Annotated in this window: 25 protein-coding genes; 21 read left to right on the forward strand and 4 right to left on the reverse strand. The window is 55.2% G+C overall.

From position 1 onward, the window contains the following. The first annotated feature begins 120 nt into the window (after window positions 1–120). Genes ACR9WD_RS07150 through thiL form a run of 3 tightly spaced genes read left to right on the forward strand, consistent with a single transcriptional unit; the run spans window position 121 to window position 4478 of the window. Window positions 121–1812 (forward strand): ABC transporter, encoded by a 1692-nt coding sequence (locus ACR9WD_RS07150; protein ID WP_434923061.1) that lies wholly within the window; start codon window positions 121–123, stop codon window positions 1810–1812. Next, on the forward strand, window positions 1812–3455 hold the full coding sequence (locus tag ACR9WD_RS07155; RefSeq protein WP_434923062.1) for a GTPase: 1644 nt from the start codon (window positions 1812–1814) through the stop codon (window positions 3453–3455). The genes ACR9WD_RS07150 and ACR9WD_RS07155 overlap by 1 nt, the downstream gene beginning before the upstream one ends. 6 nt (window positions 3456–3461) lie before the next feature. Next, window positions 3462–4478 carry a thiamine-phosphate kinase gene (thiL, locus tag ACR9WD_RS07160; RefSeq protein ID WP_434923063.1) on the forward strand — a complete coding sequence of 339 codons (1017 nt, stop codon included), beginning with the start codon at window positions 3462–3464 and terminating at the stop codon, window positions 4476–4478. A gap of 27 nt (window positions 4479–4505) precedes the next feature. On the opposite strand, the gene ACR9WD_RS07165 is transcribed toward thiL, so the two are convergent. Continuing rightward, window positions 4506–5231, reverse strand: a complete 726-nt coding sequence (locus tag ACR9WD_RS07165; protein WP_434923064.1) for an IclR family transcriptional regulator — start codon at window positions 5229–5231, stop codon at window positions 4506–4508. Between the two features lie 122 nt (window positions 5232–5353). Here ACR9WD_RS07165 and leuC point away from each other — a divergent pair, with 122 nt between their 5' ends. The 6 genes from leuC (at window position 5354) to ACR9WD_RS07195 (ending at window position 11948) form a co-directional block, all read left to right on the forward strand. Continuing rightward, window positions 5354–6793: a 3-isopropylmalate dehydratase large subunit gene (leuC, locus tag ACR9WD_RS07170; RefSeq protein ID WP_434923195.1), complete on the forward strand. Its 1440-nt coding sequence runs from the start codon at window positions 5354–5356 to the stop codon at window positions 6791–6793. Between the two features lie 14 nt (window positions 6794–6807). Then, entirely contained in the window at window positions 6808–7413 is a 606-nt protein-coding gene (gene leuD, locus ACR9WD_RS07175) for a 3-isopropylmalate dehydratase small subunit (RefSeq protein ID WP_066137887.1), read from the forward strand. Window positions 7414–7669: 256 nt separating this feature from the next. Beyond that, window positions 7670–8989: a UDP-N-acetylglucosamine 1-carboxyvinyltransferase gene (murA, locus tag ACR9WD_RS07180; RefSeq protein ID WP_128470445.1), complete on the forward strand. Its 1320-nt coding sequence runs from the start codon at window positions 7670–7672 to the stop codon at window positions 8987–8989. A gap of 95 nt (window positions 8990–9084) precedes the next feature. Further along, entirely contained in the window at window positions 9085–9768 is a 684-nt protein-coding gene (locus ACR9WD_RS07185; RefSeq protein ID WP_434923065.1) for a lysophospholipid acyltransferase family protein, read from the forward strand. A gap of 66 nt (window positions 9769–9834) precedes the next feature. Further along, window positions 9835–10836, forward strand: a complete 1002-nt coding sequence (locus ACR9WD_RS07190) for an NAD(P)H-dependent glycerol-3-phosphate dehydrogenase (protein ID WP_434923196.1) — start codon at window positions 9835–9837, stop codon at window positions 10834–10836. Further along, a complete protein-coding gene (locus tag ACR9WD_RS07195) occupies window positions 10836–11948 on the forward strand; it encodes a D-alanine--D-alanine ligase family protein (protein WP_434923066.1) in 1113 nt (370 codons plus the stop codon). The genes ACR9WD_RS07190 and ACR9WD_RS07195 overlap by 1 nt, the downstream gene beginning before the upstream one ends. Before the next feature lie 74 nt (window positions 11949–12022). Here ACR9WD_RS07195 and ACR9WD_RS07200 read toward each other — a convergent pair whose 3' ends face one another. Continuing rightward, a complete protein-coding gene (locus ACR9WD_RS07200; RefSeq protein WP_434923197.1) occupies window positions 12023–12499 on the reverse strand; it encodes a DUF3515 domain-containing protein in 477 nt (158 codons plus the stop codon). Window positions 12500–12613: 114 nt separating this feature from the next. On the opposite strand from ACR9WD_RS07200, the gene ACR9WD_RS07205 reads away from it, so the two are divergent. The 4 genes from ACR9WD_RS07205 to rsmD are packed head-to-tail and all read left to right on the forward strand — an operon-like array spanning window position 12614 to window position 17444. After that, a complete protein-coding gene (locus ACR9WD_RS07205) occupies window positions 12614–13669 on the forward strand; it encodes an LCP family protein (RefSeq protein WP_066137896.1) in 1056 nt (351 codons plus the stop codon). A 23-nt stretch (window positions 13670–13692) separates the two neighbouring features. After that, window positions 13693–14661, forward strand: coding sequence for a DAK2 domain-containing protein (locus tag ACR9WD_RS07210; protein WP_434923067.1), 969 nt, complete (start codon window positions 13693–13695; stop codon window positions 14659–14661). After that, window positions 14654–16840 carry an ATP-dependent DNA helicase RecG gene (locus tag ACR9WD_RS07215; RefSeq protein WP_434923068.1) on the forward strand — a complete coding sequence of 729 codons (2187 nt, stop codon included), beginning with the start codon at window positions 14654–14656 and terminating at the stop codon, window positions 16838–16840. The genes ACR9WD_RS07210 and ACR9WD_RS07215 overlap by 8 nt, the downstream gene beginning before the upstream one ends. Before the next feature lie 19 nt (window positions 16841–16859). Then, window positions 16860–17444 (forward strand): 16S rRNA (guanine(966)-N(2))-methyltransferase RsmD, encoded by a 585-nt coding sequence (gene rsmD, locus ACR9WD_RS07220; RefSeq protein ID WP_434923069.1) that lies wholly within the window; start codon window positions 16860–16862, stop codon window positions 17442–17444. Here rsmD and ACR9WD_RS07225 read toward each other — a convergent pair. Beyond that, window positions 17421–18203, reverse strand: coding sequence for a spermidine synthase (locus ACR9WD_RS07225; RefSeq protein WP_434923070.1), 783 nt, complete (start codon window positions 18201–18203; stop codon window positions 17421–17423). The genes rsmD and ACR9WD_RS07225 overlap by 24 nt on opposite strands. Continuing rightward, on the reverse strand, window positions 18200–19411 hold the full coding sequence (locus ACR9WD_RS07230; RefSeq protein ID WP_434923071.1) for an aminotransferase class I/II-fold pyridoxal phosphate-dependent enzyme: 1212 nt from the start codon (window positions 19409–19411) through the stop codon (window positions 18200–18202). Before ACR9WD_RS07230 ends, ACR9WD_RS07225 begins: the two co-directional genes overlap by 4 nt. Before the next feature lie 112 nt (window positions 19412–19523). Between ACR9WD_RS07230 and coaD the strand changes: the two genes are divergently transcribed. From coaD to ACR9WD_RS07270, 8 genes are all read left to right on the forward strand, one after another. After that, the gene (gene coaD / locus ACR9WD_RS07235; RefSeq protein WP_038991436.1) at window positions 19524–19994 is read left to right on the forward strand and encodes a pantetheine-phosphate adenylyltransferase; all 471 of its coding nucleotides are present in this window, start codon (window positions 19524–19526) and stop codon (window positions 19992–19994) included. Window positions 19995–20050: 56 nt separating this feature from the next. Next, entirely contained in the window at window positions 20051–20953 is a 903-nt protein-coding gene (galU, locus tag ACR9WD_RS07240; protein WP_038991437.1) for a UTP--glucose-1-phosphate uridylyltransferase GalU, read from the forward strand. 113 nt (window positions 20954–21066) lie between these two features. Next, on the forward strand, window positions 21067–22137 hold the full coding sequence (locus tag ACR9WD_RS07245; RefSeq protein ID WP_434923072.1) for an LCP family protein: 1071 nt from the start codon (window positions 21067–21069) through the stop codon (window positions 22135–22137). A 136-nt stretch (window positions 22138–22273) separates the two neighbouring features. Continuing rightward, window positions 22274–23122 carry an ABC transporter permease gene (locus ACR9WD_RS07250; protein WP_434923073.1) on the forward strand — a complete coding sequence of 283 codons (849 nt, stop codon included), beginning with the start codon at window positions 22274–22276 and terminating at the stop codon, window positions 23120–23122. Between the two features lie 10 nt (window positions 23123–23132). Further along, entirely contained in the window at window positions 23133–23990 is an 858-nt protein-coding gene (locus ACR9WD_RS07255) for an ABC transporter ATP-binding protein (RefSeq protein WP_434923198.1), read from the forward strand. 7 nt (window positions 23991–23997) lie between these two features. Next, the gene (locus ACR9WD_RS07260) at window positions 23998–25035 is read left to right on the forward strand and encodes a glycosyltransferase family 2 protein (protein ID WP_084083762.1); all 1038 of its coding nucleotides are present in this window, start codon (window positions 23998–24000) and stop codon (window positions 25033–25035) included. Next, a complete protein-coding gene (locus ACR9WD_RS07265) occupies window positions 25032–25853 on the forward strand; it encodes a CDP-alcohol phosphatidyltransferase family protein (protein WP_434923074.1) in 822 nt (273 codons plus the stop codon). The genes ACR9WD_RS07260 and ACR9WD_RS07265 overlap by 4 nt, the downstream gene beginning before the upstream one ends. A 38-nt stretch (window positions 25854–25891) precedes the next feature. Next, on the forward strand, window positions 25892–26782 hold the full coding sequence (locus ACR9WD_RS07270) for a glycosyltransferase family 2 protein (protein ID WP_084083764.1): 891 nt from the start codon (window positions 25892–25894) through the stop codon (window positions 26780–26782). The last annotated feature ends 196 nt before the right edge of the window (window positions 26783–26978 follow it).

Here is a 26978-nt window from a genome sequence, read left to right on the forward strand (position 1 = left end):
CTGGGCTAGCGAAATTACCTGTTGGCATGAGGCAAGATAGTTCTCATGGAGTCGAATTCAGATCTGGATAAGAGCTCAGGGCAGGAAACCGCTTCGCCAGCCGGAACCGGCAGCGAAGCCGTGAAGCATTTGAACGAGCTTCAGGATCTGCTCAGTGAGCTTTCCTTTGTTAACCCTCAGCCACGAGATGCATCCGGATTCGAAGTGCTGCGCAACAAGGTGTTGCACCAAATTTCGGACTACCTGATACCTCGAATTTCGAACCTAGGCGCACCGCTATTGGTGGTTGTCGGAGGATCCACGGGCTCAGGAAAATCGACTCTTGTAAATTCCCTGCTGGGGGAACAGGTAAGCCTTTCCGGTGCGGTACGCCCGACGACGCGAACTCCGGTTTTGGCGTTCAACCCGGTTGACCAACTCTTCTTTGAATCTGACCGGATTCTTCCCGAACTTAAACGTGTAGCTGGTGGTGGATTCAATGCGCAGGGCGGAGCATCCAGTAACCAAGCACTACTGATGACACCGCGCCAACAAGTACCTCAAGGGTTGGCAATACTTGATGCCCCGGATATCGACTCGGTTTCCGATGAGAACCGGGAATTAGCTGGCCAGCTTCTAAATGCAGCGGACCTCTGGATTTTCGTCACGACGGCCAATAGGTACGCTGACGCTCTTCCCTGGGATCTGCTCACCGAGGCTGGTGCACGTAAAATTACCGTCTGCGTCGTATTGAACAGGGTGCCTCCTGGAGCCGAAAGCGACATCGTTCCGGATCTGAAGCGCCTATTAAGTGAAAAGGACCTGGATCCCACCCTGCTGCATGTGCTCAACGAGACGCAACTCGGCGAAGAAAAACTGATTCCCAGTGAGCACGTGGAACCTTTGCTGGCGTGGCTGAACTCATTGGCAGCGGATTCCGCCCAGCGGCAGCGAATTGCGGCCCAAACCCTCGAAGGCGCGTTGCGTCGCACCGCAGCCGACGTCAGTGAACTAATCGCTGAACTGCAAGAGCAGGAAAACCAGCTCGGTGAACTGCGCACGCTGACCGATGAACGCTTCGCGCAATCCTTGGCCAGGATCAACGATTCGCTCCACGATGGCTCGTTGCTGCGTGGCGAAATCCTGGCACGGTGGCAGGACTTCGTCGGAGCGGGCGAGCTCCTGCGCGGAATCGAAGGCGCCATCGGACGGCTGAGGGATCGTGTTGGCGCATTCCTCACGGGCAAGCCGCCAGCCACCCACCGGGTTGAACAAGCCATTGAATCAGGCTTGCATACAGTCTTCATTGCCGAGATCACCAAGGCCTGCCATGACATTGACAGGTCGTGGAAGAACACCCCATTCGGCCTGGCGCTGCAAGCTAATCTGCCAACGCCGCGTCCGTCACAGGATCTCAATGAGCAAGCATCAGAAAGCATCCGGCTCTGGCAAAAAGATGTCCTGGACATGATCCGCCAGGAAGGCGCCGGAAAGCGCAAGACCGCCCGGATGGCCGCATTCGGCGTCAACGGAGTTGCGGTGATCTTAATGGTTGTGGTCTTCGCATCAACGGCGGGTCTCACTGGATTGGAAATCGGTATTGCCGGGGGCTCTGCCCTAGTGGGGCAGAAACTGCTGGAAGCAATATTCGGAGAGGACGCGGTACGCCGCATGGCTACGAAGGCGCGCAAGATGCTAGATTCCCGGGCACGTGATCTCCTGGCGAAGAGCTCCTCAATCTATCTGGATGAGCTCGCTGCCAATTCGCAGCCGGAGCTTGCCGAACAACTGGGCAAGATGACCGCAGACTTGAGCGGCAAGGGGGCCCGCTGATGTCTGAACGCAAGATCTTGCGGGCCGTCAGCGGTCTCAACTCGCAAATCAACAGCATCGTGGAAGCGATGCAGCTTGCAGAACCATATCTGGAACCAGAGACCATCGATTTGGCCGCAGACGTTATTGCCCGGGCTGAATCTCGCCGCCAACTTTCTGCGGAGCATGTTGTCGTGGGTCTTTTCGGTGCCACTGGTAGTGGAAAGTCGACGATGTTCAACGCACTGGTGGGCCACGAACTTGCCGCCACGGGAGTCATCCGCCCGACGACGACGGACACTGTAGCTGCCATTTGGGAACCAGAAGGCGCTGGCGAACTGCTGGACTGGTTGGAAGTGACTACTCGCCACGTCATGGAAGACCAGAACGGCCGGGCAGAACCCGCCAAGAAGAGGAAGTTCGACGCCGGACTGTTGCTGCTGGATCTTCCTGACATGGATTCCACAGCGATTGATCACCACAAGATTGCCGCCCGGTTGGTAGGCCAGGTGGACTATCTAGTGTGGGTGCTTGACCCCCAGAAATACGCCGATGCTTCAATTCACCACGGATATCTGAATTCGCTGCGCAGCCAGCAGGGCAACCTGCTGATCGTCTTGAACCAGATAGACAAGATCGCCGAGCGAGAAAGAAAGCAAGTCGTCGCTTCCTTGCGCAACATCTTGGCCACGTCTGGATTGGAGAATTTGCCCATCGTCTGCGCCTCGGCCGTTACAGGCGAAGGAGTCTCAGACGTGCAGGCCAAGATTGCGGCCGCAGCCAAGAACAAAGCACTATCCACGCGTCGACTGCGCGCAGATGTTGATCAAGTCATCCAACGCTTGAGCGAGGAACTCCAAGTGGAGAAGGTGCGTTTGCCCAGCCAGCTGCACCAAGCTGAACTTGAGCGTGTGATCGCCAAAGCGCACGGTGCCCATTACATTGCAGACGCAGTGGAGACCTCCTACTTGCTTCGCGGCGCTTCGCGCACCGGATGGCTGTTAACCACATGGCTGGTCAAGTTGCGCAACGATCCGCTCAAAAGGATGAATCTTGGCCGGCAGCATGAAGACCCGGAATTGTCTTTGACTTCCCGCCCAGAGCTTTCCATCGCAGAAACCGCGGCTATAGAACATGGCATCAACCAGTATGTCTCTGAAGCTTCTGCAGATCTTCCGGAAAGCTGGAAAGAGCCGTTGCGGGAGAAAGTGCACACAAATACGGCGGTGCTGGATGACGGCATTGATGCGGCGATTGCCGGCACTCCGTTGGGTGTTGAGCGGTCATCGTGGTGGTGGCCCGTAGTCAAGGTCATCCAATGGGTTGCTCTTGTTGCGGCATTGGGTGGAGCTTTGTGGCTCGCTGGATATCCGGTTGCCGGATACTTCCAATTCGAACTGCCGGAGGCTCCGCGGGTTGAAGGAATCGCTGTCCCAACGTTGCTGGTATTCATCGGAATACTGCTGGGCATTGTCCTGGGTTTGGCTTGCTCGTTTGTCAACCGAATAGTCGCTAAAGTTAAGCGAAGGAAAGCGTTGAAAAACATTGAACGCTCGGTATCCCAGCTGGTGAGACAGGCAGTCATCGAGCCCGTTGACCAGCACCTGGACACCTACAACAGCTACTCAGCATTGATCACCTCAGCAGCCAAGAAAGCCGATTAGAACTCTGTGACTAAAAATCAACCAAACGTCGATGCAACAGTGGGTGACCTGGGCGAGCAAGGCATCCTGGACGCGATGTTGCCGCTGCTTGATTCAGAACGGGCAAGTCTCGGGCCCGGAGACGACGCAGGTGCACTGCGGGTGAACGGGAACGAGGTTCTCGTCTCGGTGGACACCCTAGTGGAAAACCAGGATTTTCGGCTGCTCTGGCCCAGCGGGTTGGAACATAGCGCTTATGACATCGGATGGAAGTCCATCGCGCAAAATGTGTCAGACATTAATGCGATGGGTGGTCACGCCACTGGCGCTGTGATTTCCTTGTCCCTGCCGAAGTCAACTGCCCTGGAATGGGTGAGGGACTTCAGCCGTGGCGTTGCCGAGGCCATCGGGGAACTTGGCGCCAAGGAACTGACGATTCTCGGGGGAGACCTCGGGAAGTCGCAAGAAATTTCGGTTACCACTACCGTTCTCGGCGAATGCGAACATGGGAAGGTGCTGCGGAGCGGAGTCCGAGCCGGAGATCGCATAGCGGTGGCCGGACGTGTTGGCGCCGCCGGCGCGGGGCTTGCCGTGCTTGAACACGAACATGGCAATGAACGCTGGAGCAGGGCGGTGCGCCGCCTGGTCCAGGCGCAGTGCCGTCCCGTGCCGCCGTTGGAATCCGGTCCCCGCGCTGCGGAAGCGGGCGCAACAGCCATGATGGACCTATCCGATGGACTGATCCGTGACGCCGGGCGCATAGCCAAAGCCAGCCACGTGAATCTCGAGCTGGAATCTTCCGCCCTCCAGCATTTCGCGGTTCGACTGGAGGTTGCCTCAGAACTGACAGGCATCGATCCGATGTCGTGGGTACTCTATGGCGGTGAGGATTTCGGGCTCCTGGCTGCCTTCCCCGAAAGCGCTGAAATCCCCGGAGAATTCACCGTCATCGGTGTTGCCAAGCCTGCCAATGGGCGACGCGCAGTGGTGAAAGTCGACGGCAAGGTCGCAAAGCCCGAGACGGGCTTTGACCACTTCGCCTAGCTGCTTGGCACCTGATTCGTGAGAATCCTACGCACGGTCATTCTGAACGCGCAGAAGTTCAGAAAGCTCATGGGCTGCGCTTGTCACGGCCTCGTGGTGGATCTTGCCCGGTTGGCGGGTAAGCCGTTCAATTGGGCCGGATAGGGACAGGGCCGCGATGACTCGTCCGGACTGCCCGCGTACTGGTGCGGAAACGGAAGCAACACCCGGCTCGCGTTCTCCCAGCGACTGGGCCCAACCGCGCCGGCGGACGCCGGCCAGGATTGTCGGAGTGAAGCGCGCGTGATGCAATCCTTCCACCATGCGCTCATTGTCTTCCCACGCGAGCAGGACCTGGGCTGCCGAACCGGCCTTCATTGACAGCTGGGTTCCCACCGGAATGGTGTCGCGCAGGCCGATTGGGCGCTCGGCGCTGGCGATGCACACGCGGTAATCGCCTTGCTTGCGGAAAATCTGCGTGCTTTCACCGGTGAGGTCGCGAAGCTTGATAAGCACCGGCCCGGCTGCGCTGACCAGCCGGTCTTCACCGGCCGCGCTGGCGAGTTCCACCAGACGGTTTCCCAGCTCAAAGCGGCCATGCATGTCGCGCCCAACTAATCCATGATGGACCAAAGACTGGGCAATGCGGTGCACCGTGGGGCGGGAAATTTCGGTGAGTTCCACCAACTGGGAAAGGGAAGTGGGGCCATTCTCCAATGCATTGAGAATGGCTGCTGCCTTATCCAGTACGCCTACGCCGCTGCCTGTTGTCATAGTCCAAGTATCACGTCTCAGTATTTGAGATTCAAGTCCGCATACTGGAAAAGTCTCTCTATGAAGTGTCAAAGTTGGAGTATCAATTGTTCGTAGCTTGAGGAGTGTGTCGCATGTCCGCCATGCAGTCGCCCCAGACGTTGGCAGAAAAAGTCTGGAATGCACATGTTGTGCGTCGAGGAGAAGGCGACGGTGAAGCCCGCCAGCCGGACTTGATTTACATTGATCTCCACCTGCTGCATGAGGTGACCTCTCCGCAGGCCTTCGAAGGCCTGCGTCTCGCTGGCCGTCCGCTGCGTCGTCCGGATCTGACCATTGCGACAGAGGACCACAACACTCCGACGCTGGACATCGATAAGCCCATTGCCGACTTGACCAGCCGCACCCAGATCCACACCCTGCGCGACAACTGCAAGGAATTCGGCGTCCGCTTGCACTCCCTGGGCGACAAGGAACAGGGCATTGTCCACGTCGTGGGTCCGCAGCTGGGATTGACTCAGCCAGGCATGACCGTTGTCTGCGGCGACTCGCACACTTCGACCCATGGCGCCTTCGGCGCCCTGGCTTTTGGCATCGGCACCTCGGAAGTCGAACATGTCATGGCCACCCAATCGTTGAGCCTGAAGCCGTTCAAGACGATGGCCATCAACGTCGAGGGCACCTTGAAGCCAGGCGTAACCTCCAAGGACATCATCCTGGCAGTGATTGCCAAGATCGGTACCGGTGGCGGCCAGGGGTACGTGTTGGAATACCGCGGCTCAGCGATTCGTTCGCTGTCCATGGATGCGCGTATGACCATCTGCAACATGTCCATCGAGGCCGGTGCTCGCGCTGGCATGATTGCTCCGGACGAAACGACGTTCGAATACGTCAAGGGCCGCCCGCACGCTCCGGAAGGCGAAGCCTGGGATGCAGCGGTTGCTGATTGGAAGCAGCTGCACACCGATGAGGGTGCACTTTTCGATGCTGAAGTCTTCCTGAACGCTGATGAACTCGAACCATTCGTCACCTGGGGCACCAACCCTGGCCAGGGCGTCTCGCTGTCCGAGAATGTGCCATCGCCAGAAGACTTCGAAGACGAGAATGATCGCAAGGCCTGCGAGCGAGCATTGACTTACATGGGACTTGAGGGCGGTACCCCAATGAAGGATATCCGGGTGGATACCGTGTTCCTGGGATCCTGCACCAACTCCCGCATGGAAGACCTGCGTGCGGCTGCCCAGGTCATCAAAGGCAAGGAAAAAGACCCCAATGTCCGCATGATCGTGGTCCCGGGCTCGGCGCGAGTTCGCTTGGAAGCCGAAGCAGAAGGACTGGACCAGATTTTCAAGGATTTCGGTGCTGAATGGCGCTTCGCGGGCTGTTCCATGTGCCTGGGCATGAACCCGGACCAGCTGGCCGAGGGGGAGCGCTGCGCGTCCACCTCGAACCGCAACTTCGAAGGACGCCAGGGCAAGGGCGGACGCACCCACCTGGTCTCGCCACTGGTTGCCGCGGCTACCGCAATCCGTGGAACCCTCTCGTCGCCTAGCGACCTCGTCAACGCACCGGTTTCGGTCTAGGAAGGATCACCGTCATGGAAAAGATTGTCAGCCACACCGGCATTGGTGTTCCACTGCGGCAGAGCAATGTGGATACGGACCAGATCATTCCTGCCGTATACCTCAAGCGCATCACCCGCACCGGTTTTGAGGACGCGTTGTTTGCGGGGTGGCGACGGGATGAGAACTTCATCCTCAATCAGGAACCATTCAACACCGGCTCCGTACTGGTGGCGGGCCCCGACTTCGGCACCGGCTCTTCGCGTGAGCACGCTGTCTGGGCGTTGAAGGATTATGGATTCAAGGCCGTGATCTCCTCCCGTTTTGCCGATATCTTCCGTGGCAACTCGGGCAAGCAGGGACTGGTCGCCGCCGAAGTAGCCCAGAGTGACATCGAACTGATCTGGAAGGAACTGGAAAACAATCCAGGCACCACGGTGACCGTGGACCTTGAATCGCGTACGGTTCACTGCGGTTCCATCTCGGCCCCGTTCCAGATTGACGACTACACCCGCTGGCGCTTGATGGAAGGCCTGGATGACATCGGCCTGACCCTGCAGCACGAAGAAGATATCACCGCATACGAGGCCAAGCGCCCTGCGCACAAGCCGAGAACTTTGCCCGCACGTACTGCGGGCTAGCACCGAGTTCAAGGTAAATGGAATGGTCCGCTCATCCCTGGCGTTGTTAGGGGTGAGCGGATCATTGCGTTCCCAACGCAATATTTTTCTGCAGGGCATCATGGCTCTGTCTGAAAGCATGCTCACAATGTGTGCGCCACGAGATGATCTGGGCATACTGGCAGGTATAGAGGCGGTATGCTTACTTAGTCCTGCCAGTTCGAAAGCCTTGATGCTTCGGCGGGCGATAACGACTACGCGATGAGGTAATTCATACATGGGTAAGATCCTGACGATCCATGGTGGTGTTCCGCTAAAGGGCACCGTACGAGTCGGCGGAGCGAAGAACCTAGTGCCAAAAGCCATGGTCGCGGCTCTGCTGGGCGACAGCCCTTCGGTATTGCGCAACGTACCGGAGATCAAGGACGTAGCTGTTGTCCGCAGCCTGCTTGAAATCCACGGCGTCAAGGTGGACCAGGATCCCGAGACCGGCGATCTCACCATGGACCCTACCCAGGTCAAGACCGCCTCGAACCAGGCCATCGATGCCCACGCCGGCGACTCGCGTATCCCTATTCTTTTCTGTGGACCACTGATCCATTCGCTGGGCGAAGCCTTCATCCCGGACCTGGGTGGCTGCCGCATCGGCGACCGCCCGATCGATTTCCACCTGGAAGTATTGCGCGACTTTGGCGCCATCGTGGACAAGGCAGCCGATGGCATCCGCATTTCTGCCCCAAACGGGCTGACCGGAGCCAAACTCGAACTGCAGTACCCAAGCGTTGGCACCACCGAGCAGGTGCTGCTCTCGGCCGTCCGCGCCAAGGGTGTCACCGAAGTCAGCAATGCGGCCATTGAGCCGGAAATCCTGGACCTCATCTCGCTGCTGCAGAAGATGGGCGCCATCATCTCGGTGCACCGCGACCGCGTGATCCGTATCCAGGGTGTTGAGAAGCTTTCGGGCTTCGACCACTCGGCTCTGCCAGACCGCAATGAAGCCGCATCTTGGGCCTCTGCCGCTCTGGTCACCAAGGGCGATATCTTCGTCCAGGACGCCACCCAGCGTGACTTGACTGCTTTCCTGCATGTCTACCGCCAGATTGGCGGCGAATTCGAAGTCAAGAGCGATGGCATCCGCTTCTACCACCCAGGTGGAGATCTTAATCCGCTGATCCTCGAAACCGATGTGCACCCGGGCTTCATGACCGACTGGCAGCAGCCGCTGGTGGTTGCCTTGACCCAGGCCAAGGGCGTCTCGGTCATTCACGAAACCGTGTATGAGAATCGCTTCGGATTCACCGATGCACTGGTCCGAATGGGCTCCACTGTCCAGGTGCACACCGACTGCCTCGGATCCACCCCTTGCCGTTTCGGGCAGCGCAACTTCAAGCATTCAGCTGTTGTGGTGGGCCCCGCCAAGCTCACCGGTGCCGACATCGATGTTCCGGATCTTCGTGGTGGTTTCTCCCACCTGATTGCCGCACTGGCTGCCGAAGGCACCAGCAAGGTCACCGGAATCGAGATCATCAACCGCGGCTACGAGCACTTCATGGAGAAGCTGCAGGCCCTGGGCGCAAACGTCGAGCTGAGCAACTAAAGGGGATCAGATTCGTGGTAAAGATTCTGGCCCCTGGTGAATCTGCGAGGACCAAGCGGGTTTTCTCAGTATTGGCGGGCGTTGTCCGTACTTCCATGAACGCTTTGATTGGCAAGACGTGGAAGGGTTTCGAGACGCTTCCGCAGGGCGGGTACATCCTCTGCCCCAATCACCTCACCGAAATTGATCCGCTGGTTGTCGGCCACGCTATCTACAGCAATGGCCGGCTGCCACGCTGGCTGGCCAAGGAGTCCTTGTTCAAGATTCCAGTGCTTGGCTGGTTGCTGCGCGAGACCGGCCAGGTACCGGTCTCACGCAGCGCATCCAACGCCGGCGAATCGTTGGCCGCGGCCAAGAAAGTGCTCGATGCCGGCGGTGTCATTGTCATTTACCCGGAGGGCACACTGACCCGCGACCCCAATTTGTGGCCAATGGTTGGACGGACTGGCGCCGCACGGTTGGCCTTGCAAACCGGTGCACCAGTGGTGCCGATGGCTCACTGGGGCGACCAGGAAATGCTGCCTCGCTATTCCAAGAAGATGTACCTGTTCCCGCGGAAGCACGTCACCGTGTCCGTCGGGCAGCCGGTGGATCTCGACGATCTGCGTGGAGGCCCGCGCACTCGTGCAGTGCTGCAGGAAGCCACAGATCGCATCATGGACGGGATCACTGCACTGACCGCGGAGCTGCGCCAAGAAGAAGCACCGGCTGTGCGTTGGGATCCCAGCAAGCATGGACAGTCGAAGACTGGACGCAATTTCGATACCCCGGAAAACTAATTACTTTCATCATCACCTTCCAGAGGACTGACTTTGACTAAGCCGCTACCACGCAAAATCGCCGTCATGGGCGCTGGCAGCTGGGGGACCACCTTCGCCAAGGTGCTTGCCGATTCAGTTGCAGACAAGGGAATCGCGGTTCAGATTTGGGCACGTCGCGAAGACGCAGCCAATGAAATCAACGAACGCCATACCAATTCACGCTACCTGCGCGAAACCAAGCTTCCCGCCAACGTCACGGCATCATCGGATCCGCAGACCGTGCTAACCGGCGCCGACTTTGTGGTCTTGGCAATTCCGTCGCAGTCCTTGCGCCAGGAATTGGGGAAATTCAAGGAATTCTTTGAACCAGGCGCCGTGCTGCTTTCCCTGATGAAGGGCCTTGAACGCGGAACCGACCTGCGCATGAGCCAAGTGATCGCGGAAGTGACCGGGCTGCCAGCCAAGCAGATTGCCGTGCTGTCCGGGCCGAACCTGGCCATGGAGATTGCGCGCGAGCAGCCCACCGCCTCTGTTGTTGCCTGCACAGATTCCGATATCGCGCAGTGGATCGCTGAACTGTGCTCCGCTCCGTACTTCCGTCCCTACACGAATGATGATGTACTGGGCGTGGAGCTTGGCGGTATCGTCAAGAACATCATCGCGCTTGCCGTGGGCATGTGCGACGGCATGGGGATGGGCGATAACACCAAGTCCACAGTGATCACTCGCGGTCTGGCCGAGACCACTCGCTTGGTCCTCGCCCTTGGCGGCCGCTTGGATACCTTGGCGGGCCTTTCTGGTCTGGGCGACCTTGTCGCTACCTGTTCTTCCTCGCTCTCGCGCAACAACACCGCCGGACGACTGCTCGGCCAGGGGCTCTTCCTGGAAGAGGTCAATGACCGCATGTCGCAGACCGCGGAAGGCATCAAATCAGCACGTGCCGTATTCGACCTTTCCCGAGCCCATAACGTGGAAATGCCGATTACCGAAGCAGTGGTGATGGTCCTGGAAGGCACCTTAAGCGTTGAGAACATGGCCGCACGCCTGTTGTCGCGTGAATTGAAATCCGAAGGAGAACGCCACTAATGACTGAACGCAAGCTACGCGTCCTCTTGCTCTTCGGCGGCCGTTCCTCAGAGCACTCCGTTTCCTGCGTGACCGCTGCCGGCGTCATGCACGCCATCGACCGTGAACGCTTTGAAATCGTTCCGGTGGGTATCACCCGCGACGGAGGCTGGACCCTGCTGGATGAAGATCCGGAAGGCTGGGCTCTGAACACCGGCAAGCTGCCGGAGATTTCCTCGGTGGATCATCCGGTGCACCTGTCTACCGATGCGCAGAAGACATCATTGCTGTCCTACTCGGATTCCGCTGTGGCGGACCTGGGCGAGATTGACGTAGTCTTCCCGTTGCTTCATGGTCCATTCGGTGAAGACGGGTCAATCCAGGGCATGCTTGAAATGGCCGGCGTGTCCTATGTAGGCTCGGGTATCGCAGCCAGTGCGATGGGCATGGATAAGCACTATATGAAGGTCGTTTTTGAAGGGGCCGGCTTCAATGTAGGCCCTTACGAAGTCATCACCAACAAGCAGTGGCTGCGTGATAGCGAAGCTGCCATGAAGCGTTGCGAAAACTTGCAGTACCCGTTGTTCGTCAAGCCGGCCCGCGCAGGGTCTTCGGTAGGCATCACGAAGGTTGATGATCCGTCCGAGCTGCGTGCTGCTATTGAAATCGCCCGGGCCGAAGATCCAAAGGTGATCATCGAGCAGGGGATCGTCGGGCGGGAAATCGAATGCGGCGTTCTTGAAGGCCGCGGCAGCGGACCATCGCGCGCTTCATTGCCAGGAGAAATTGCGGTGGCGGACAACCAGCACACCTTCTATGATTTCGAAGCCAAGTACGTTGATGGAGCCGCAGCTGAGCTCAGCTGCCCAGCAAACTTGAGCGACGAAGCCACGCTCGAAATTCGCGAGCTGGCAGTCAAGGCCTTTGACGCCATCGACGCAGAAGGCCTATCCCGAGTTGATTTCTTCTACACTCCCGAAGGCGACTGGATCATCAATGAAATCAACACCATGCCCGGCTTTACGCCGTCCAGCATGTATCCGCAAATGTGGGCCACGACGGGAATTGAATACCGTGAACTTATTGATGAGCTGATTGCCCTGGCGACCGAGCGGAACATCGGTTTGCGCTAGGGCAAGGAACGTTGGTGAAACTTAGGGGTGTGTTGAAAATTCAACACACCCCAAAGCTTTTGTCGAAGGGTTGGTTACAAGTTCACTGACTTGTCAACGCTGACGCACTTCTTGGAAGCTGGGATTTTCTGTGCAGCATCTGAAAGTGTCGCCAAGACTGTGCTCGACGGGATGACGTTAGGGTCGAGGATAACTTCGGTTGCCGGGGTCCGGCCATATGTGGTCAAGGTCCATATGCTCGTTGCTTCGTCCTCATGAGCCACCCAATCAACATCATTCACCGATACGCAAGGATCTGTGGTCGGCCCGGGGACTTCTACACCGCAGCGCAGGACAACTTTGGACGGGTCGCCCCAGGCTGCTGTTGATTGGGACGTCGTGGTACGGCGTTCCGCATCATCGATGGCTTCGGGCAGGACAACCATCATTTCTGCGCACAGCGGGTTGGCTGCGTCTGGGGCAGCATCCACGGAAGCTACTGATGCGCAACCGGCGAGGCCAGTTATGGAAATGAGCCCGATTCCGGCGACTACTGAACCACGACCCAATATTCGGTTAAGTTTTGGTGACAGTCGTGCGGAGACACTGATTTTAAACACGTTATAAGCCTACATCGGCAATCTGAAAGATAAGATGTAGTCAGTTGAAACTGTGAAAGGTAGCATATGTCCTTTGAAGAGCATTCGGTGAGACCACGCCAGAAAAAGAAACGCACGGGTCGAGCTATTATCCTGAGTGTCCTTGCCCTGGTGGTTATCGCTGGACTTGTCGCTGGTGGTTACGCATGGAACCTCGGCAGAACGTTCAATGACAACAGCACCAAAATCACCAACGCTTTCCCTGCGGAAGAGACGCGACCGGAGGTGAAAGAGGAGTCTAAGGACGCAGTTAACGTACTCCTGCTGGGTACTGATACCCGTGCCGTGCGTAGTGACGATGCACAGGATGATGAGTTCGCCACGCTACCGGGTGGCGGACGATCCGACACCATGATGCTGGTGCACATTCCTTCGGACAGGAAGAACGTCTTCGTCACGTCGATCATGCGTGATACTTGGCTGGACATTCCCGGCGTCGGCACCGCGAAGATTAACCGCGCATTCGCCAGCGGCGGTGTTCCCAAAGCTGTCGAAACTCTCGAAGGACTCTTCGGCATCCGGATCAACCATGTGGCATCGATTGACTTCGAAGGCTTCAAGGGCCTGACTAATGCCGTCGGCGGCGTAACCGTCGACAACCCGATCGCTTTCAGCCCGGTACATGTCAAGGGCTACTTCTTCCCAGAGGGTGTGCAGACGCTCGATGGAGACGAAGCACTTGCTTTTGTTCGTGAGCGCAAGGCGTTTACGGGTCCAGGCGGTAGCGATTACCGCCGTGTCAAGAACCAGCAGCTCTTCGTCAAGGCTTTGATTGGCCAAATCCTATCCAAGGAAACTCTGACCAGCCCCACGAAGATCCAGTCTGTCGTTGAGGAAATCGCACCATACGTAGCAGTCGACGAATCCCTGGACGCAGGAAAAATCGCATCGTTGGCGTCTTCGATGATTAGCATCCGTTCCAGTGATATGGAGTTCTTCACCCTGCCAAACAATGGTCCTGGGCGTTCAGCCGACGGGCAATCAATTGTCGTTCCTGACATGGATACGATTGCCAAGTTTGGCGAAGCATTGCAGAATGACACGGTTGATGAATTCGTAGCATCAACTGACTTGTCGCAGTAAGACCACCTAAGGAACGACTTTCCATGACGCCCCACAAACTCGATACCTCCGTGCGTGCCATCCGAGAATGGCTCGCTCGAAGCGTCAAGAGTCTCGGGAACCACTCTGACAGGTTGAATGCAATCAATGTGTTCCCAGTGGCAGACGGCGATACCGGTAGCAACCTGTATCTGACCGCGAGAGCGGGGCATGACGCTATCAGCAAACTGGAAAGCGACGATATTGGTGGGTTTCTTGAAGTTGCCGCGCGGGCTTCCATGGAATCTGCGCGCGGCAACTCAGGCACATTGCTAGCAGTCTTCTTGAGCGGCCTGAGCGAGCCTTGGAGCGGACACGAACGTCTAACTGCGCCCTTGCTTGCGCTCGGGCTTGAACGAGCTAAAGTGCGGTCTTGGTCAGCGCTGAGCGAACCTGTCGAAGGCACCATGCTGTCCGTGATCAATGCAATATCTTTGGCCGCAGGCTCAACACTTGCGCACTTGAAGACGGATCCGGATAGTCGTGCAGCACTTGATGCAGTTCTCACGCAAATGAGTCAAGCAGCTCAACTCGCAGTCAGGGGCACCGAAGCTGAACTTCCGAGTCTCGTTAAAGCTGGCGTTGTCGACGCAGGAGCTGTAGGGATGCTCATCATAATTGACGAGCTATGCGCCGCGATTCGGAGCGAATCCACCGAATTCGATTCCTACGACGACTTCCACGGTTACCGTTCACAAGACCCGCACATTCACCTGACTGAAGAAACAGAGTCAGGTGTTGAGGTAATGTGCACTGTTTCCTTGGACGCGTTGGGTGCCGCTACTCTGCGCGGGCAACTGGACTCAATGGGCAATTCAGTAATCATGTCGCCCGTGAATCAGCTGCAGGAAGACACCTACAGGTGGCGCGTTCACGTCCACGTTCCTGATGCCGAACCGGCACTGGAACTCATAAGAAAACACGGTGACCCGGTGAATATCAGCGTCACTGACCTGTGCACCCACGATGGCTGAAACAACGCTTACTTCGTTTGAGAGTGCAGAGCTCTCAGCATTTCTGGGAAAAAAGAACTCCACCGCGCTGGAAAAGGCATTCGGCTATACGACGGTGGGGGAGTTCTTATGGCATTTTCCGCGTCGATATGTTGAAGTAGGCGAGCTCACCCCAATTTCAGAGCTTCCCTTCGATGAGCACGTTACAGTTGTCGCCCAGGTTGTCAACGTCAGCCAGCGGCAGATGCACTCGCGGCGCGGTTTCATTTTCGAAGTGACCGTCAGCGATGAGCTTAGCGCAGGCGGCCAAGAGCTGAAGATGACCTTCTTCAATGGCTATCAAGCACGGACAGATCTGCACATTGGAACTATCGCGATGTTCAGCGGCAAGGTCGGTTGGTACCAGGACCACCTGCAGTTGAGCCAGCCTGAATACGCAATCCTGGATGAGGCATCCCAGGCAGATCCGCGTCCAATTCCGATCTATCCTGCTTCGGCAAAGATGCCCAACAAGCGCATCCGTGATCTGATGGGGCTGTTGCTGGAGCACTTCACAGATCAGAAGCTTCCTGAGTTTCTTCCAGGGGAACTTCTTCGCACGCATCATTATCCACAACGCCATCAAGCGTTCTTGGATCGCCATTTCCCCAAGGAAATCAAGCACGCCTACGTCGCTCGACAGCGCTTTGCCTTTGAAGAAGCATTTATGCTGCAGTTGGCGTTAGGCGAACGCGGGCGCCAGCTGGGCGCGCAGAAAGCAATTGCACGCCCACCGGTGCCGGGCCGCCTAGCTGACAAATTCGATGCCCAGCTGCCGTTCAGCTTGACCGAAGACCAGCTTGTCGTCGGAGAACAAATTTCCAAGGACCTGGACCAGTCGCATCCAATGCATCGCTTGCTGCAGGGCGAAGTCGGCTCCGGCAAGACCGTTGTCGCGCTACGAGCCATCTTGCAGGTGATTGATGCCGGAGGACAAGCTGCACTCCTAGCGCCAACAGAAGTCCTGGCCGCACAGCACTACGCTTCGATCAAGAAGATGCTTGGCAAGCTCGCCGAACCTGGGCTTTTCGGCGAAGGCGAAGGAACAGGCGTCGCGCTTCTAACCGGGGCGGCAAAAAGTGCCCATCGCCGTGAAGCATTGCTGGGTATTGCCAGCGGTGAGACTGGACTGATTATTGGTACGCATGCCCTCTTGAGCGACCATGTGCAGTTCGCAGATCTCGGCCTCGTCGTCGTGGACGAACAACATCGATTTGGTGTCGAGCAGCGCGACGCCTTGAGGTCTAAAGCAGTCGACTCGGTTCCTCATACCCTGGTCATGACTGCTACTCCGATACCGAGAACCGTCGCCATGACCGTCTTTGGTGATTTGGACACCTCCACAATTAAACGCTTGCCCGCCGGCCGCGCCCCGATCCACACGCATATCGTGCCAATGCAGCTGACCGGTTTCCGCGACAGGCTATTCACCAGAATTGTTGAAGAAGTGGAGAAGGGCCACCAAGCATATGTGGTGTGCCCAAGAATTTCGGACACAGCGGCGGAACAAGGCGTTCTGCTGGCGTCCTATGAAGAATCGTCCGGTCAGCCCATGAGCGTAGAATCCATGCAAGAAATGCTTGGTGGGATGCCTGAATTCGCTGGGATACGCACCGAGACGTTGCACTCGCAATTAGATGTGGCAGACAAGCAGGCAACCATGGATTCCTTTGCCCGTGGTGAAATTGACGTGCTGATTTCCACGACAGTCATTGAGGTTGGCGTTGACGTCCATAATGCGACATTGATGGTGATCATGGATGCTGAGCGCTTCGGCATCTCGCAGCTCCATCAGCTGCGCGGTCGAGTAGGCCGTGGCGGACTGCCTGGTACGTGCCTCATGACGACATGGCTGGACGCGGACCATCCGTCGGTTGGACGCTTGAAGACCATCGAGTCAACTATCGACGGTTTTGACCTAGCCGAGGCAGACTTGGCTGAACGCAAAGAAGGAAATATCTTGGGTGTTCAGCAATCAGGCAGCCGGTCGACGTTGCGAGAACTGAGCATCATCAAGGATCGCTCGCTCATTGAGCACGCGAGAACCGATGTGGGCAGGCTTCTTGCCGATGCCAACTGGGGAAGCAACTACCCGGGGCTTCTGAGCGCAGCCGGGAATTGGCTTGATGAGTCCACTAAAGAATTTTTGAATAAGAACTGATTGAAGGTATTGCTAGGCAATGAGCCGTATTATCGCTGGAGCTGCAGGCGGGCATCCACTGAAGTCTGTACCAGGTGATGCAACGCGCCCGACAACGGATCGTGTCAAGGAGGCTCTCTTCTCCCGCTTGGATAGCTGGGATATTCTTGCCGGTGCCCGAGTGCTGGATCTCTTCGCAGGTTCGGGTTCGCTGGGAATCGAGACGGCCAGTCGCGGTGCGCGGCAGGTTGTTCTGGTAGAAAAAGCCCCTAAAGCGGTTTCTGTTTGCCAGCAAAACGCGTCACTGGTGAACAAGGTGTTGAAGGCCAATACGGTGACGGTACAGCGGGGAACCGTTGATAGCGTCCTAGACGGCTATTACAACGCAATTTCGGGCGTGCCCAGCAAGACCTTTGACATAGTCTTGCTGGATCCCCCCTACCCGCTGACTGAAGAAGAACTGGCTGTCACCCTCGAGAAAATATCCAGAATCCTGGCTGAGGATGCCACAGTCATTGTGGAGCGTTCCGGACGCTCACCGGAACCTACATGGCCAAGCACCATGGAGAAGTTTGCCGACAAGAAATACGGCGAAACGCAGCTATGGTTTGCAGAACCCATCTAGATCCATTGAGTGGCGAACTTCTGACGGGTACGGTCCCGCTTCCTGGCACTGGAGTATTTGGTCTTCGGTGAAGTGTTGGCGCGACGCTGTGAGAATCAAGTTCCCGGGGAAGCGCTTGGTAAACATTTCCGGACTTGAACTCAACATCACAAACTCAAAGCTGGAGTTTGCCGCCTCGACTTGGGTGCAAGTGAAATTCAAGGGCGGATCATCGCCGATATTCACGAAGAGCAATCCGTCATTGGCCAAAGAGTTCTTGAGTTCCGCGTAATAGTCCGCTGTAGTCAGGTGTTCTGGTGCTTCCGGGCCAGAGAAAATATCCAAGACGATGATGTCAAACTTCTCACCGGCTAGTTGTTCGGCAAGTACACTCCGCGCATCGGCGACGATCGGTGACAAGTGGCAGCCGTCCGGCAACGGAAGATGCGTGAGAACGAAATCAAGAAGTTCGCGCTCGATGTCTACAGCCATGTGGGTACTCGATGGGTAAACCACACTCGCCCAACGGGCCAAGGTCAATGCACCTGCACCTAGATGAAGCATCCTCAATGGGTGCTTTTCTGGGCGCAAGACCTCCAAATGATTAGCTATGCGTGCGAGATACTCGTAGAACACTTCTTCCGGATGGGCAAGATTCACATGGGATTGAGGCGCATCACCGATCGCTAGTATTTTCGACCCGGGGATTAAATAATCGTCGTAAATAGTGGCGTGTTCCTGGATGAAACCGAGCCACCGTTTAGCAGGCTTGCGCGTCATCGGGAGAGCACCTTTGGCAGCAGCTGCAAGCGCTCGACGGCATCGGAAATGACTTCACGCTTTTTGCAGAAAGCGAAACGCAACAGTCCTTGGTAGTCTTGCTGATTGTCGGGATGGACAAATGCAGACATTGGAATCGCCGCGACGCCTACGCGCTCGGGCATCATGCGCGCTACTTCAGCAGCGTCGTTCAGATCAAAGCTGCGTACGTCAGCAACCAAGAAGTAGGTTCCCTTTGGACGTATAACCGGGATCCTAGCTTGTTCCAGACCTGATGCGAGAATTTCTCCCTGCTGTCCTAAATCAGCAGCGAAGCGTTCGAAAAAGGCATCAGGAAGATTCAACGCTTGTGCGACAGCAGGTTGGAACGCAGGGCCCGAGGAATAGGTAAGGAACTGTTTCACCGTACGGACGGCAGTGATCAGCTCGCGGGGTCCGGTTGCCCATCCAACTTTCCAGCCGGTAAATGAGAAGGACTTGCCTGCCGAAGAAATGGTGATGGTTCGTTCGAATCCACCTGGCAAGCTCGCGATCGGAACATGCTGTATGCCAAAAGTGAGGTGTTCATAGACCTCGTCAGCGATGATGATGCAGTTGTGCTGATGTGCCAGAGCAATGATTTCCTGGAGTACTGAAATATCTAGTACTGTGCCCGTTGGATTGTGGGGATTGTTCACTACGATTACTCGGGTCTTATCGGTGACCGCACGTCGGAGGTCATCCATATCCGGTTCGAATTTCGGAGCCTTGAGCTGAACGACCTTATGCACTGCATTGGCCAACCCGATCATGGCCGCATAGGAATCGTAATACGGTTCAAAGGTCACAACTTCATCGCCAGGTTCCAGGAAAGCAAGCAAGGAAGCAGCGATAGCTTCGGTAGCCCCGGTCGAAACAACTACCTCGGATTCGGGGTCGAGCTTCAATGAATAGAAGCGCTCCTGGTGGGCAACGATGGCTTCGCGGAGCAAAGGAGTCCCTGACCCGGGCGCATACTGGTTAGCGCCATTCTGGATCGCATCGATAGCAATTTTCCTGATTTCTTCCGGGCCTTCGGAATCCGGGAATCCTTGCCCAAGGTTAATTGCCTGATGAAGGTTCGCCAGTCCCGTGATTTCTTCGAAGATGGTCACTCCCGGGCGGCCAGTGGAATCTAGTAGGTTGGCACCGTGGGCGGTCCGCTGCCATGGAGTGAATTCAATGCTCATGTTTCCATTATCGTCCCGTGTATAGGGGAGCATACGCATTAAGTCATTGAATCTTTACGAGACATTCATACGAGTTCGCTGAATTGGCGAGAGTTCTTGATAGATTCAGATCATGCGAAGAGCGGTATGCCCGGGTTCTTTTGACCCAATTCACAACGGACACGTCGAGATCATTGCGCGCGCAGCGAGCCTGTTTGATGAGGTGATCGTCGCTGTGTCCACTAATTACTCCAAGAAGTACCGCTTCAGCGAAGATGAGCGCGTAGCGATGGTTGAGGAGACTGTCGGGGGACTGCGTGGGGTTTCCGCTGTGCCCATGGGCCAAGGCCTGCTGGCCGATTTCTGCAAGGAGCAGGGCGCCGAGGCAATTGTCAAGGGACTACGCAGCACGGTTGACTACGCATACGAGATTCCCATGGCCACAATGAATCGGCATCTGACTGGTGTTGAAACTGTTTTCCTTCAGGCCGATACGCGCTACACTCATTTGTCATCTTCGTTGCTCAAGGAAGTACAGGCACTTGGTGGAGACGTTGATGAGTACTTCCCGCGGGCTGTTATCAAACGACTAGCAACGCACTGAGCACATTCGAAGCAACGTTGGGCATCAGCCGAACAATAGGTAGGAAAACTAAAATCATGTCTATATCGCGTCCGATAACCAAAGCCGTAGTTCCCGCCGCAGGGCTCGGTACTCGTTTTTTGCCGGCGACGAAAGCAATGCCCAAAGAAATGCTCCCTGTCGTTGACAAGCCGGCGATCCAATACGTTGTTGCTGAAGCGGCTCGTGCTGGTCTCAGCGACGTACTGATGATCACAGGGCGAAATAAACGTGCTCTAGAAGACCACTTTGATCGTGTTCCTTCTCTAGAAGCTTCTCTGGCGGCTAAAGATGACCAGAAAAAGCTCTCGTTGGTGGAGGAAGCCACCGCCCTAGGCGATATTCATTACATCCGCCAGCGCGATCCGCGAGGATTGGGGCACGCAGTATTGTGCGCGAAGCAGCACGTAGGCGATGAGCCCTTCGCCGTGCTGCTCGGCGATGACTTAATCCATGAGAACGATGACCTACTGAGCACGATGATCGCGGTACAAGAAAAGACCGGCGGGTCAGTCATCGCTCTGATGGAAGTCGAACCGGATCAAATAAGTTCCTATGGCTGTGCTGATGTAGCTCCTGTCGAAGACGAAGATTTCGTTTGCGTACGAGGACTTGTAGAAAAACCAAGTGTTGAAGAAGCCCCCAGTAACCTCGCAGTAATTGGACGGTATTTGTTGCATCCTCGGGTATTCCAGATTCTGGAGCACACTGCTCCTGGACGCGGAAACGAGATCCAATTAACCGATGCCCTAGAAGAGCTTGCAACTTCCGAAGGCGAAGGTTCAGGAGTGCATGCTGTTGTCTTTAGAGGCCGTCGCTACGACACTGGGGACAAACTGAGCTATCTCCAAGCGAATATCAGCCTAGCTGTTGAAAATGAGGATCTTGGACCGGGATTGAAGACGTGGCTGAAATCCTTCGTGCAGGATCTCGACGTTTGAACCTGACTAAGACTACTCAGGATAATCACAATTATCTTGGGTAGTCTTTTTGATTGCGCAAAGTCGCCCCATACTGCGTTGACATTGGGGGATCACGGTCCGGTGGAGATTGATTGAAAACACAAGAAGATGGGAACTCGCTACTCCTAACACGTAGTGCGAAGAACCGAGCAATCCGACAGAAGAAAAAACGAACACAGGGCATCATAGTCCTAGTGATGCCCATCGTGCTCGTCGCCATGCTGGGTCTTGGATACATCTTGTTTGACCTGCAACGCCAGTTCAATACGAAAACTAATACGGTGGCTTTGGAATTCTCTAAAGCCGAACAGCTAGCGCGACCCGTCAAAGATCCAGATGATAAGTCCATGAACGTTTTGATGCTGGGTGTCGATCATGCTGATGATGACACGGAGAATTCGGCAGCCTTACAGGGCCCGGTTTCGCAGCGAAGCGATTCAATGATGTTGGTGCATATCCCCGAAGATCGTTCCCAGATTTACGTGATGTCAATGGTTCGAGATATGTACGTTGACATCCCCGGGTACGGCCAAAACAAACTGAACGCGGCCATTTCGTTTGGCGGGGTTCCACTGCTTTTGAGAACCGTTGAGGGGCTCTTCGAAACCAAGATTGATCATGTTGCCATGATCGACTTTGAAGGTTTCAAGGAGCTGTCAACAGCTCTTGGGGGAGTGACGGTCAACAACGAAATAGAATTTACTGCGAACGACACTGACTATTTTTACCCAACTGGTGAAATCACGTTGGAAGGCGACCGCGCACTTCGATTCGTGAGAGAACGAAAGTCCTTCTCGAACGGCGATTATCAACGAGTGGCGAATCAACGAATATTCATTGCTGCAGCCGCTAACCAATTGTTGTCTTCTGGAACACTCACGAATCCTGCAAAGTTATACGAAATCGTCGATAAGGTTTCTCCATACCTGACTTTGGACGAGAATTTTGATGCTGCCACCCTTGTTGGGCTTGGTCTGCAGTTGAAAAATGTCGATACAAAGAACATGGCCATGTTTACGATGCCGACTGCGGGCTCGGCAACTAGCGTCGATGGCCAGTCGATTGAGTTAGCCAGTGTTACCGCCATCGAACAAATTGGCGAAGCACTTCGTACCGATTCCATGCGGGAGTACTTGGCTGAAAACCCACCAGAATCGAACTGATCAACGTGACTGACATGACAATTCGTGTGTTGCGTATCCTAAAGTGCGGGGTTCACGCGAGCTATCTACTAGACTTTGAACATCTTTGCTCACGAACCGAGCAGTAGTTTGCATAAGAAAATGAGGACTTTTGGGCATGACAGTTGCAGAGGAGGCCGACAAGTATGGCTTGCACCGTGTTGGTGCGCGGCCATCGTTGGCTAACTATCTGAGGCAGACCTGGGAACGCCGTGAATTCATATATGAGCTAGCTAAGGCTCGGGTGCAAAAACAGAACCAGCAGAATCGGCTGGGAATGATTTGGGTAATTCTTAAGCCGACGCTCAACGCCGTCATGTACGGCGTGATTTTCGGTATCCTGCAGGGCGATAGGAAAACCGCTGATTTCCCTGTCTTCGTGGTGATTGGTGTCTTTTTATTCGAGTTTTTCACTAGTTCAATGAATGGCGGCGCGAAATCGATTACCGGTAACCAGGCGCTAGTGCAATCTTTATCATTCCCACGATTAAGCCTTCCTGTCGCACAGATAACTCAGAATTTGTTAACTCTGATGCCGATGCTTATCGTCATGTTCCTCTACTCAGTCATACTCGGCACTGTCCCTAAATGGACTTGGTTTGGCATTATTCCGATCATCGCCATCTTCACTGTATTCAATATGGGCGTAGCACTCATTTGTGCAAGAATAACGGTCCATGTACGGGACTTCACCCAAATTTTGCCGTTGGTGACTCGAATGCTTTTCTATACTTCTGGCGTATTGTTTAGCGTTGACCGCATCCTCGCTAGTTGGCCTTGGCTCGTAACAGTCTTTGACTACCATCCGCTTTATCAAACCCTTCAGTTGGCTCGCGCCATGATTATGGATAACGCTGAATATAATCCGTTTGGATGGTTGGTAATCGGAGCGTGGGCGATCGCCGCGCTTGTCTTTGGACTTATTTTCTTCTGGAAGGCTGAGGAGCGTTACGGTCGTGCCAATTAGTTTTGATGACCTGATCAACCCAGGACTGCATCCTGAGTATGAGCCAGCCCCTATTTTTTCCGATGACACATCATTTATAGATGTTGTTCAGCCAGATCAAGTCAAACAATCCTCTTTAGAGATCGACGATAGTCGTCAGCCTGTTGTTATGGTTGATAATTTGCACGTGAAGTACCAAGTGTTTTCTAGCGGTAAAGCTGTCGGCAACGCTGGTGCTCGCAGGCTCTTACAACCTAAGATGCGTGGAGTGAGAACCGTTCATGCGCTTCAAGGCATCTCGTTTGTCGCCTACGAAAACGAATCCATCGGAATCATTGGTTCAAACGGTTCCGGAAAGTCGACACTGTTACGTGCCATCACTGGGCTTACTCCGCCGGCCTCGGGTTCCGTCTACGCGCGCTCCCGCCCCAGTCTTTTGGGCGTCGGCGCTGCTTTGATCCCGGACCTATCTGGGGATAAGAACATTACCTTGGGCGGATTGGCTCTAGGCTACAACCGTGATCAGGTTGAAAAGATGAGAGAGGAAATCACAAAGTTTGCTGAATTGGAAGAATTCATTGATCTCCCGATGAGAACTTATTCTTCTGGCATGGCAGCACGTCTGAAATTCGCCATCGCTGCGTCAAAGCAGCATGACATTTTGATTGTCGATGAAGCCTTGGCCGTTGGTGATGCGAAGTTCCGTAAGCGAAGTGAAGCGAAGATTCGCGAAATCCGTGAGAACGCCGGCACTGTTTTTCTTGTTTCTCATTCTATGAATTCAATCAAGGAAACCTGTAGCCGTTGTATTTGGATAGAAAAGGGCGTCCAGAAAATGGACGGCGATCCTGACACGGTCATTAAGGCCTATCAACAGCATAAAAAGTAAGTGACGAATGACTGAAAACCCTGGCGTATCTTACGTCATGCCTGTGTTGAATGAAGCTGATTATCTCGAAGAGGCCGTTCGTTCGATTTTGTCTCAAGACTATGATGGCGAAAAAGAGTTAGTTATAGCCTTGGGGCCGAGTGACGATGGTACGAATTCAGTTGCTGCCCGCTTGGCTGAGTCAGATCCGCGTATTGTCCTCGTGGACAATCCTAAAGGTCGTACTCCAATTGCTCTGAATCTAGCTGTCAAAAAGTCATCCCACCCCATTGTCATGCGGGTAGATGCTCATAGTGAGCTACCAGCAAACTACACTCGCCGTGGCGTGGAAACGCTATTCCGAGTTGGCGCCCATGACGTGGGCGGGCTCATGGATGCACGAGGACGTACGCCGAAACAACGTGCTATCGCTGCTGCATACCACTCAAAATTCGGTTTCGGCGGCCCGGCTTATCATTCGGGCGCTCCAGAAGGCGAAGCTGAGTCCGCTTATCTTGGGATTTTCCGACGCGAGGTCTTCGACGAAGTCGGTTTTTACGATGAAGACATGTGGCGCGCGCAAGATTGGGAGCTTTGCCTGCGAATTCGTCAGGCAGGCCACAAGGTATGGTTCGATCCAGAATTAAAGGTGGGCTATTACCCGCGTGATAATTTCAAGTCATTGGCGCGCCAGTCCTACGCTTCGGGAACGTGGCGGGGCGAGATTGCACGGCGATTCCCAGAAGGAAAATCGATCCGCCACGACATGCCTCCCGTTCTGCTTGTCGGGGTAGGAGCGGGATTAATCGCAATGGCGGTATCCCCTCTGATCAGGGGACACGTATCACGATCAGTGCAGTTCGTGGTCGACACAGCTCGTCTAGCACCCGTAGTGTATTCAGCCGCCACTCTTGCTGCAGGCCTCAAATCCAACGCGCAGGGTGTTAAAGAAAAGGTGCTAACCGCCGGCGCGTTCCAAGCGATTCACCTGCCCTGGGCAGCCGGTTACATTAAGGGGCGATTGTTCGGTGCCGCTGGCACAGTGGATAAAGGACGCGTTAAATGAGCGTAGAACGACCGAAAAATCCTACGCTGGATCAACTGCGCGAGGTATGCCAGCCTCCAGAAGTCAAAGCGCGAAAGAATGCTGAACACTGGACTGCTGAACTTTACCTGCGTCATATCTCGATTTATCTGACCGCAGTATTGGTTCGTACAAGGATCAGTGCGAACGGGGTTACGGGATTGATGATCTTGGCCGGTTGGTGCATGTCGTTGGCACTGCTTATCCCCGGCATTTGGGGGCCGGTCTTGGCCGTGGTGTTGTCCCAGGTGCAGTTGTATTTCGATTGCTCGGATGGGGAAGTGGCACGTTGGCGTGCGTCCCAATCTCCTCGTGGCATTTTCATTGATATGGTCGGGCACCACACGACTGAGGCTTTGATTCCGATTGCTCTCGGCTATCGAGTGTTCAAGGAACTCTCAACTGATGGTGCGACTGCAGCGCAGGCTTGGCCGACACTATTCATGGGTGCCTGTTTGGCTGTGGTTCTAGTGCTGAATCGTTCGCAATCACTGATGGTGCATGCTGCCCGCGGTATGGCTGGGCTGCCAAAGCTGCCGGACACTGCAGCTGCCCGCGCAGTGCCCACTACGACGATCATCGGTCGGTTGCGTTCCCTCGCGAAGTTCCTCCCGTTCCACAAGTTGTTGCATGCGGTCGAACTGAGTTTGATCATTTTGGCTTGCTCAATCATTTCTGCCGTCAGCGGTTCCCCTGGACTCGCGGAGAAGTGGCTGATCTGGATTCTGCTTCCAGCGTGCGTTCTAGTTAATGTTGGTCATTTTCTGTCGAACATGGTTTCTGCGCGGTTGAAGGCCTAAGGAATAACGCCATTGAATTTGAATCGAAAGGGTAGCGCATGAGTCAGCAACTCGCACCGCAGATCGGCGTGGTCGTTCTAACGATGGGCAACCGTCCTGTGGAGCTTCGCCGAGCTTTGGACTCATTGCTATCCCAACGCGGCGTAGAAATCGATGCAGTAGTTGTCGGCAACGGGTGGGACCCGACGGAGATTCCCGAGAGCATCAAAACACACTACTTGCCGGAAAACCTTGGGATCCCAGCTGGGCGAAATGCTGGAGTTTCCCAAGTTTCGGGTGAGTATCTTTGTTTCCTGGATGATGATTCTTGGTTCCTTGACGATGATTTCCTGATTTCCGCAATAGAGCGCTTTAGGCATTACCCACAGCTAGGTTTATTGCAGCCGCGAATCACAGATCCTGAACATAGCGATCTGGATCCCACTCGTTGGATCCCTCGCCTGAAGAAACGAACTGCCGCCGAGCCAAGCAAGGTTTTCCATGTTGGGGAGACGTGCCTAGTTACTAAACGAGCTCTTTTCGATGCCACGGGTGGCTGGGCTGGCGGCTTCTGGTATGCCCATGAAGGTATTGAACTTGCCTGGCGGATCTGGGATACCGGCACCTACGTCTGGTACGCAGGTGATATGCGAATCGGCCATCCCGTGGTTGATCCACGGCGTCACGATGAGTTCTATAGGTTGAATGCACGCAATCGTGTTTGGCTTGCTCGTCGTAATTTGCCAGTCCCATTTGCGTGGATCTATCCAACTTCATGGGCGCTGATCGAGTGTCTGCGATTACGGAAAAATCGATCTGCGGTAAGACAGTATCTAGCAGGCTGGAAAGCCGGCTGGGAGGGCAGCCCCTGGTACCGCGAACCGCGTGCCAAGCTTCGGTGGAGTACCTTGTTGCGAATGACGCTTTCTGGTCGTCCACCTATTATCTAGGCATATTCGAACCTTGCTCCCGTGAAGACTGTTCTGAATTGTCTTAGCTAGTTATGTTGGCGGATGTCGTTGCATCTTGTAACGAGTTAACTGATTTGGACTAATATGGTTATTTGGTCGTTCAAGTCCGAAGTGAACAACCTGTAAAATGTTCATGAATCTAGCGAATCGAATTGGCTAATCGTGATCTAACAAC

It is taken from the genome of Glutamicibacter sp. PAEs-4 (genome assembly GCF_051161755.1).
Classification (GTDB): Bacteria; Actinomycetota; Actinomycetes; order Actinomycetales; family Micrococcaceae; genus Glutamicibacter; species Glutamicibacter nicotianae.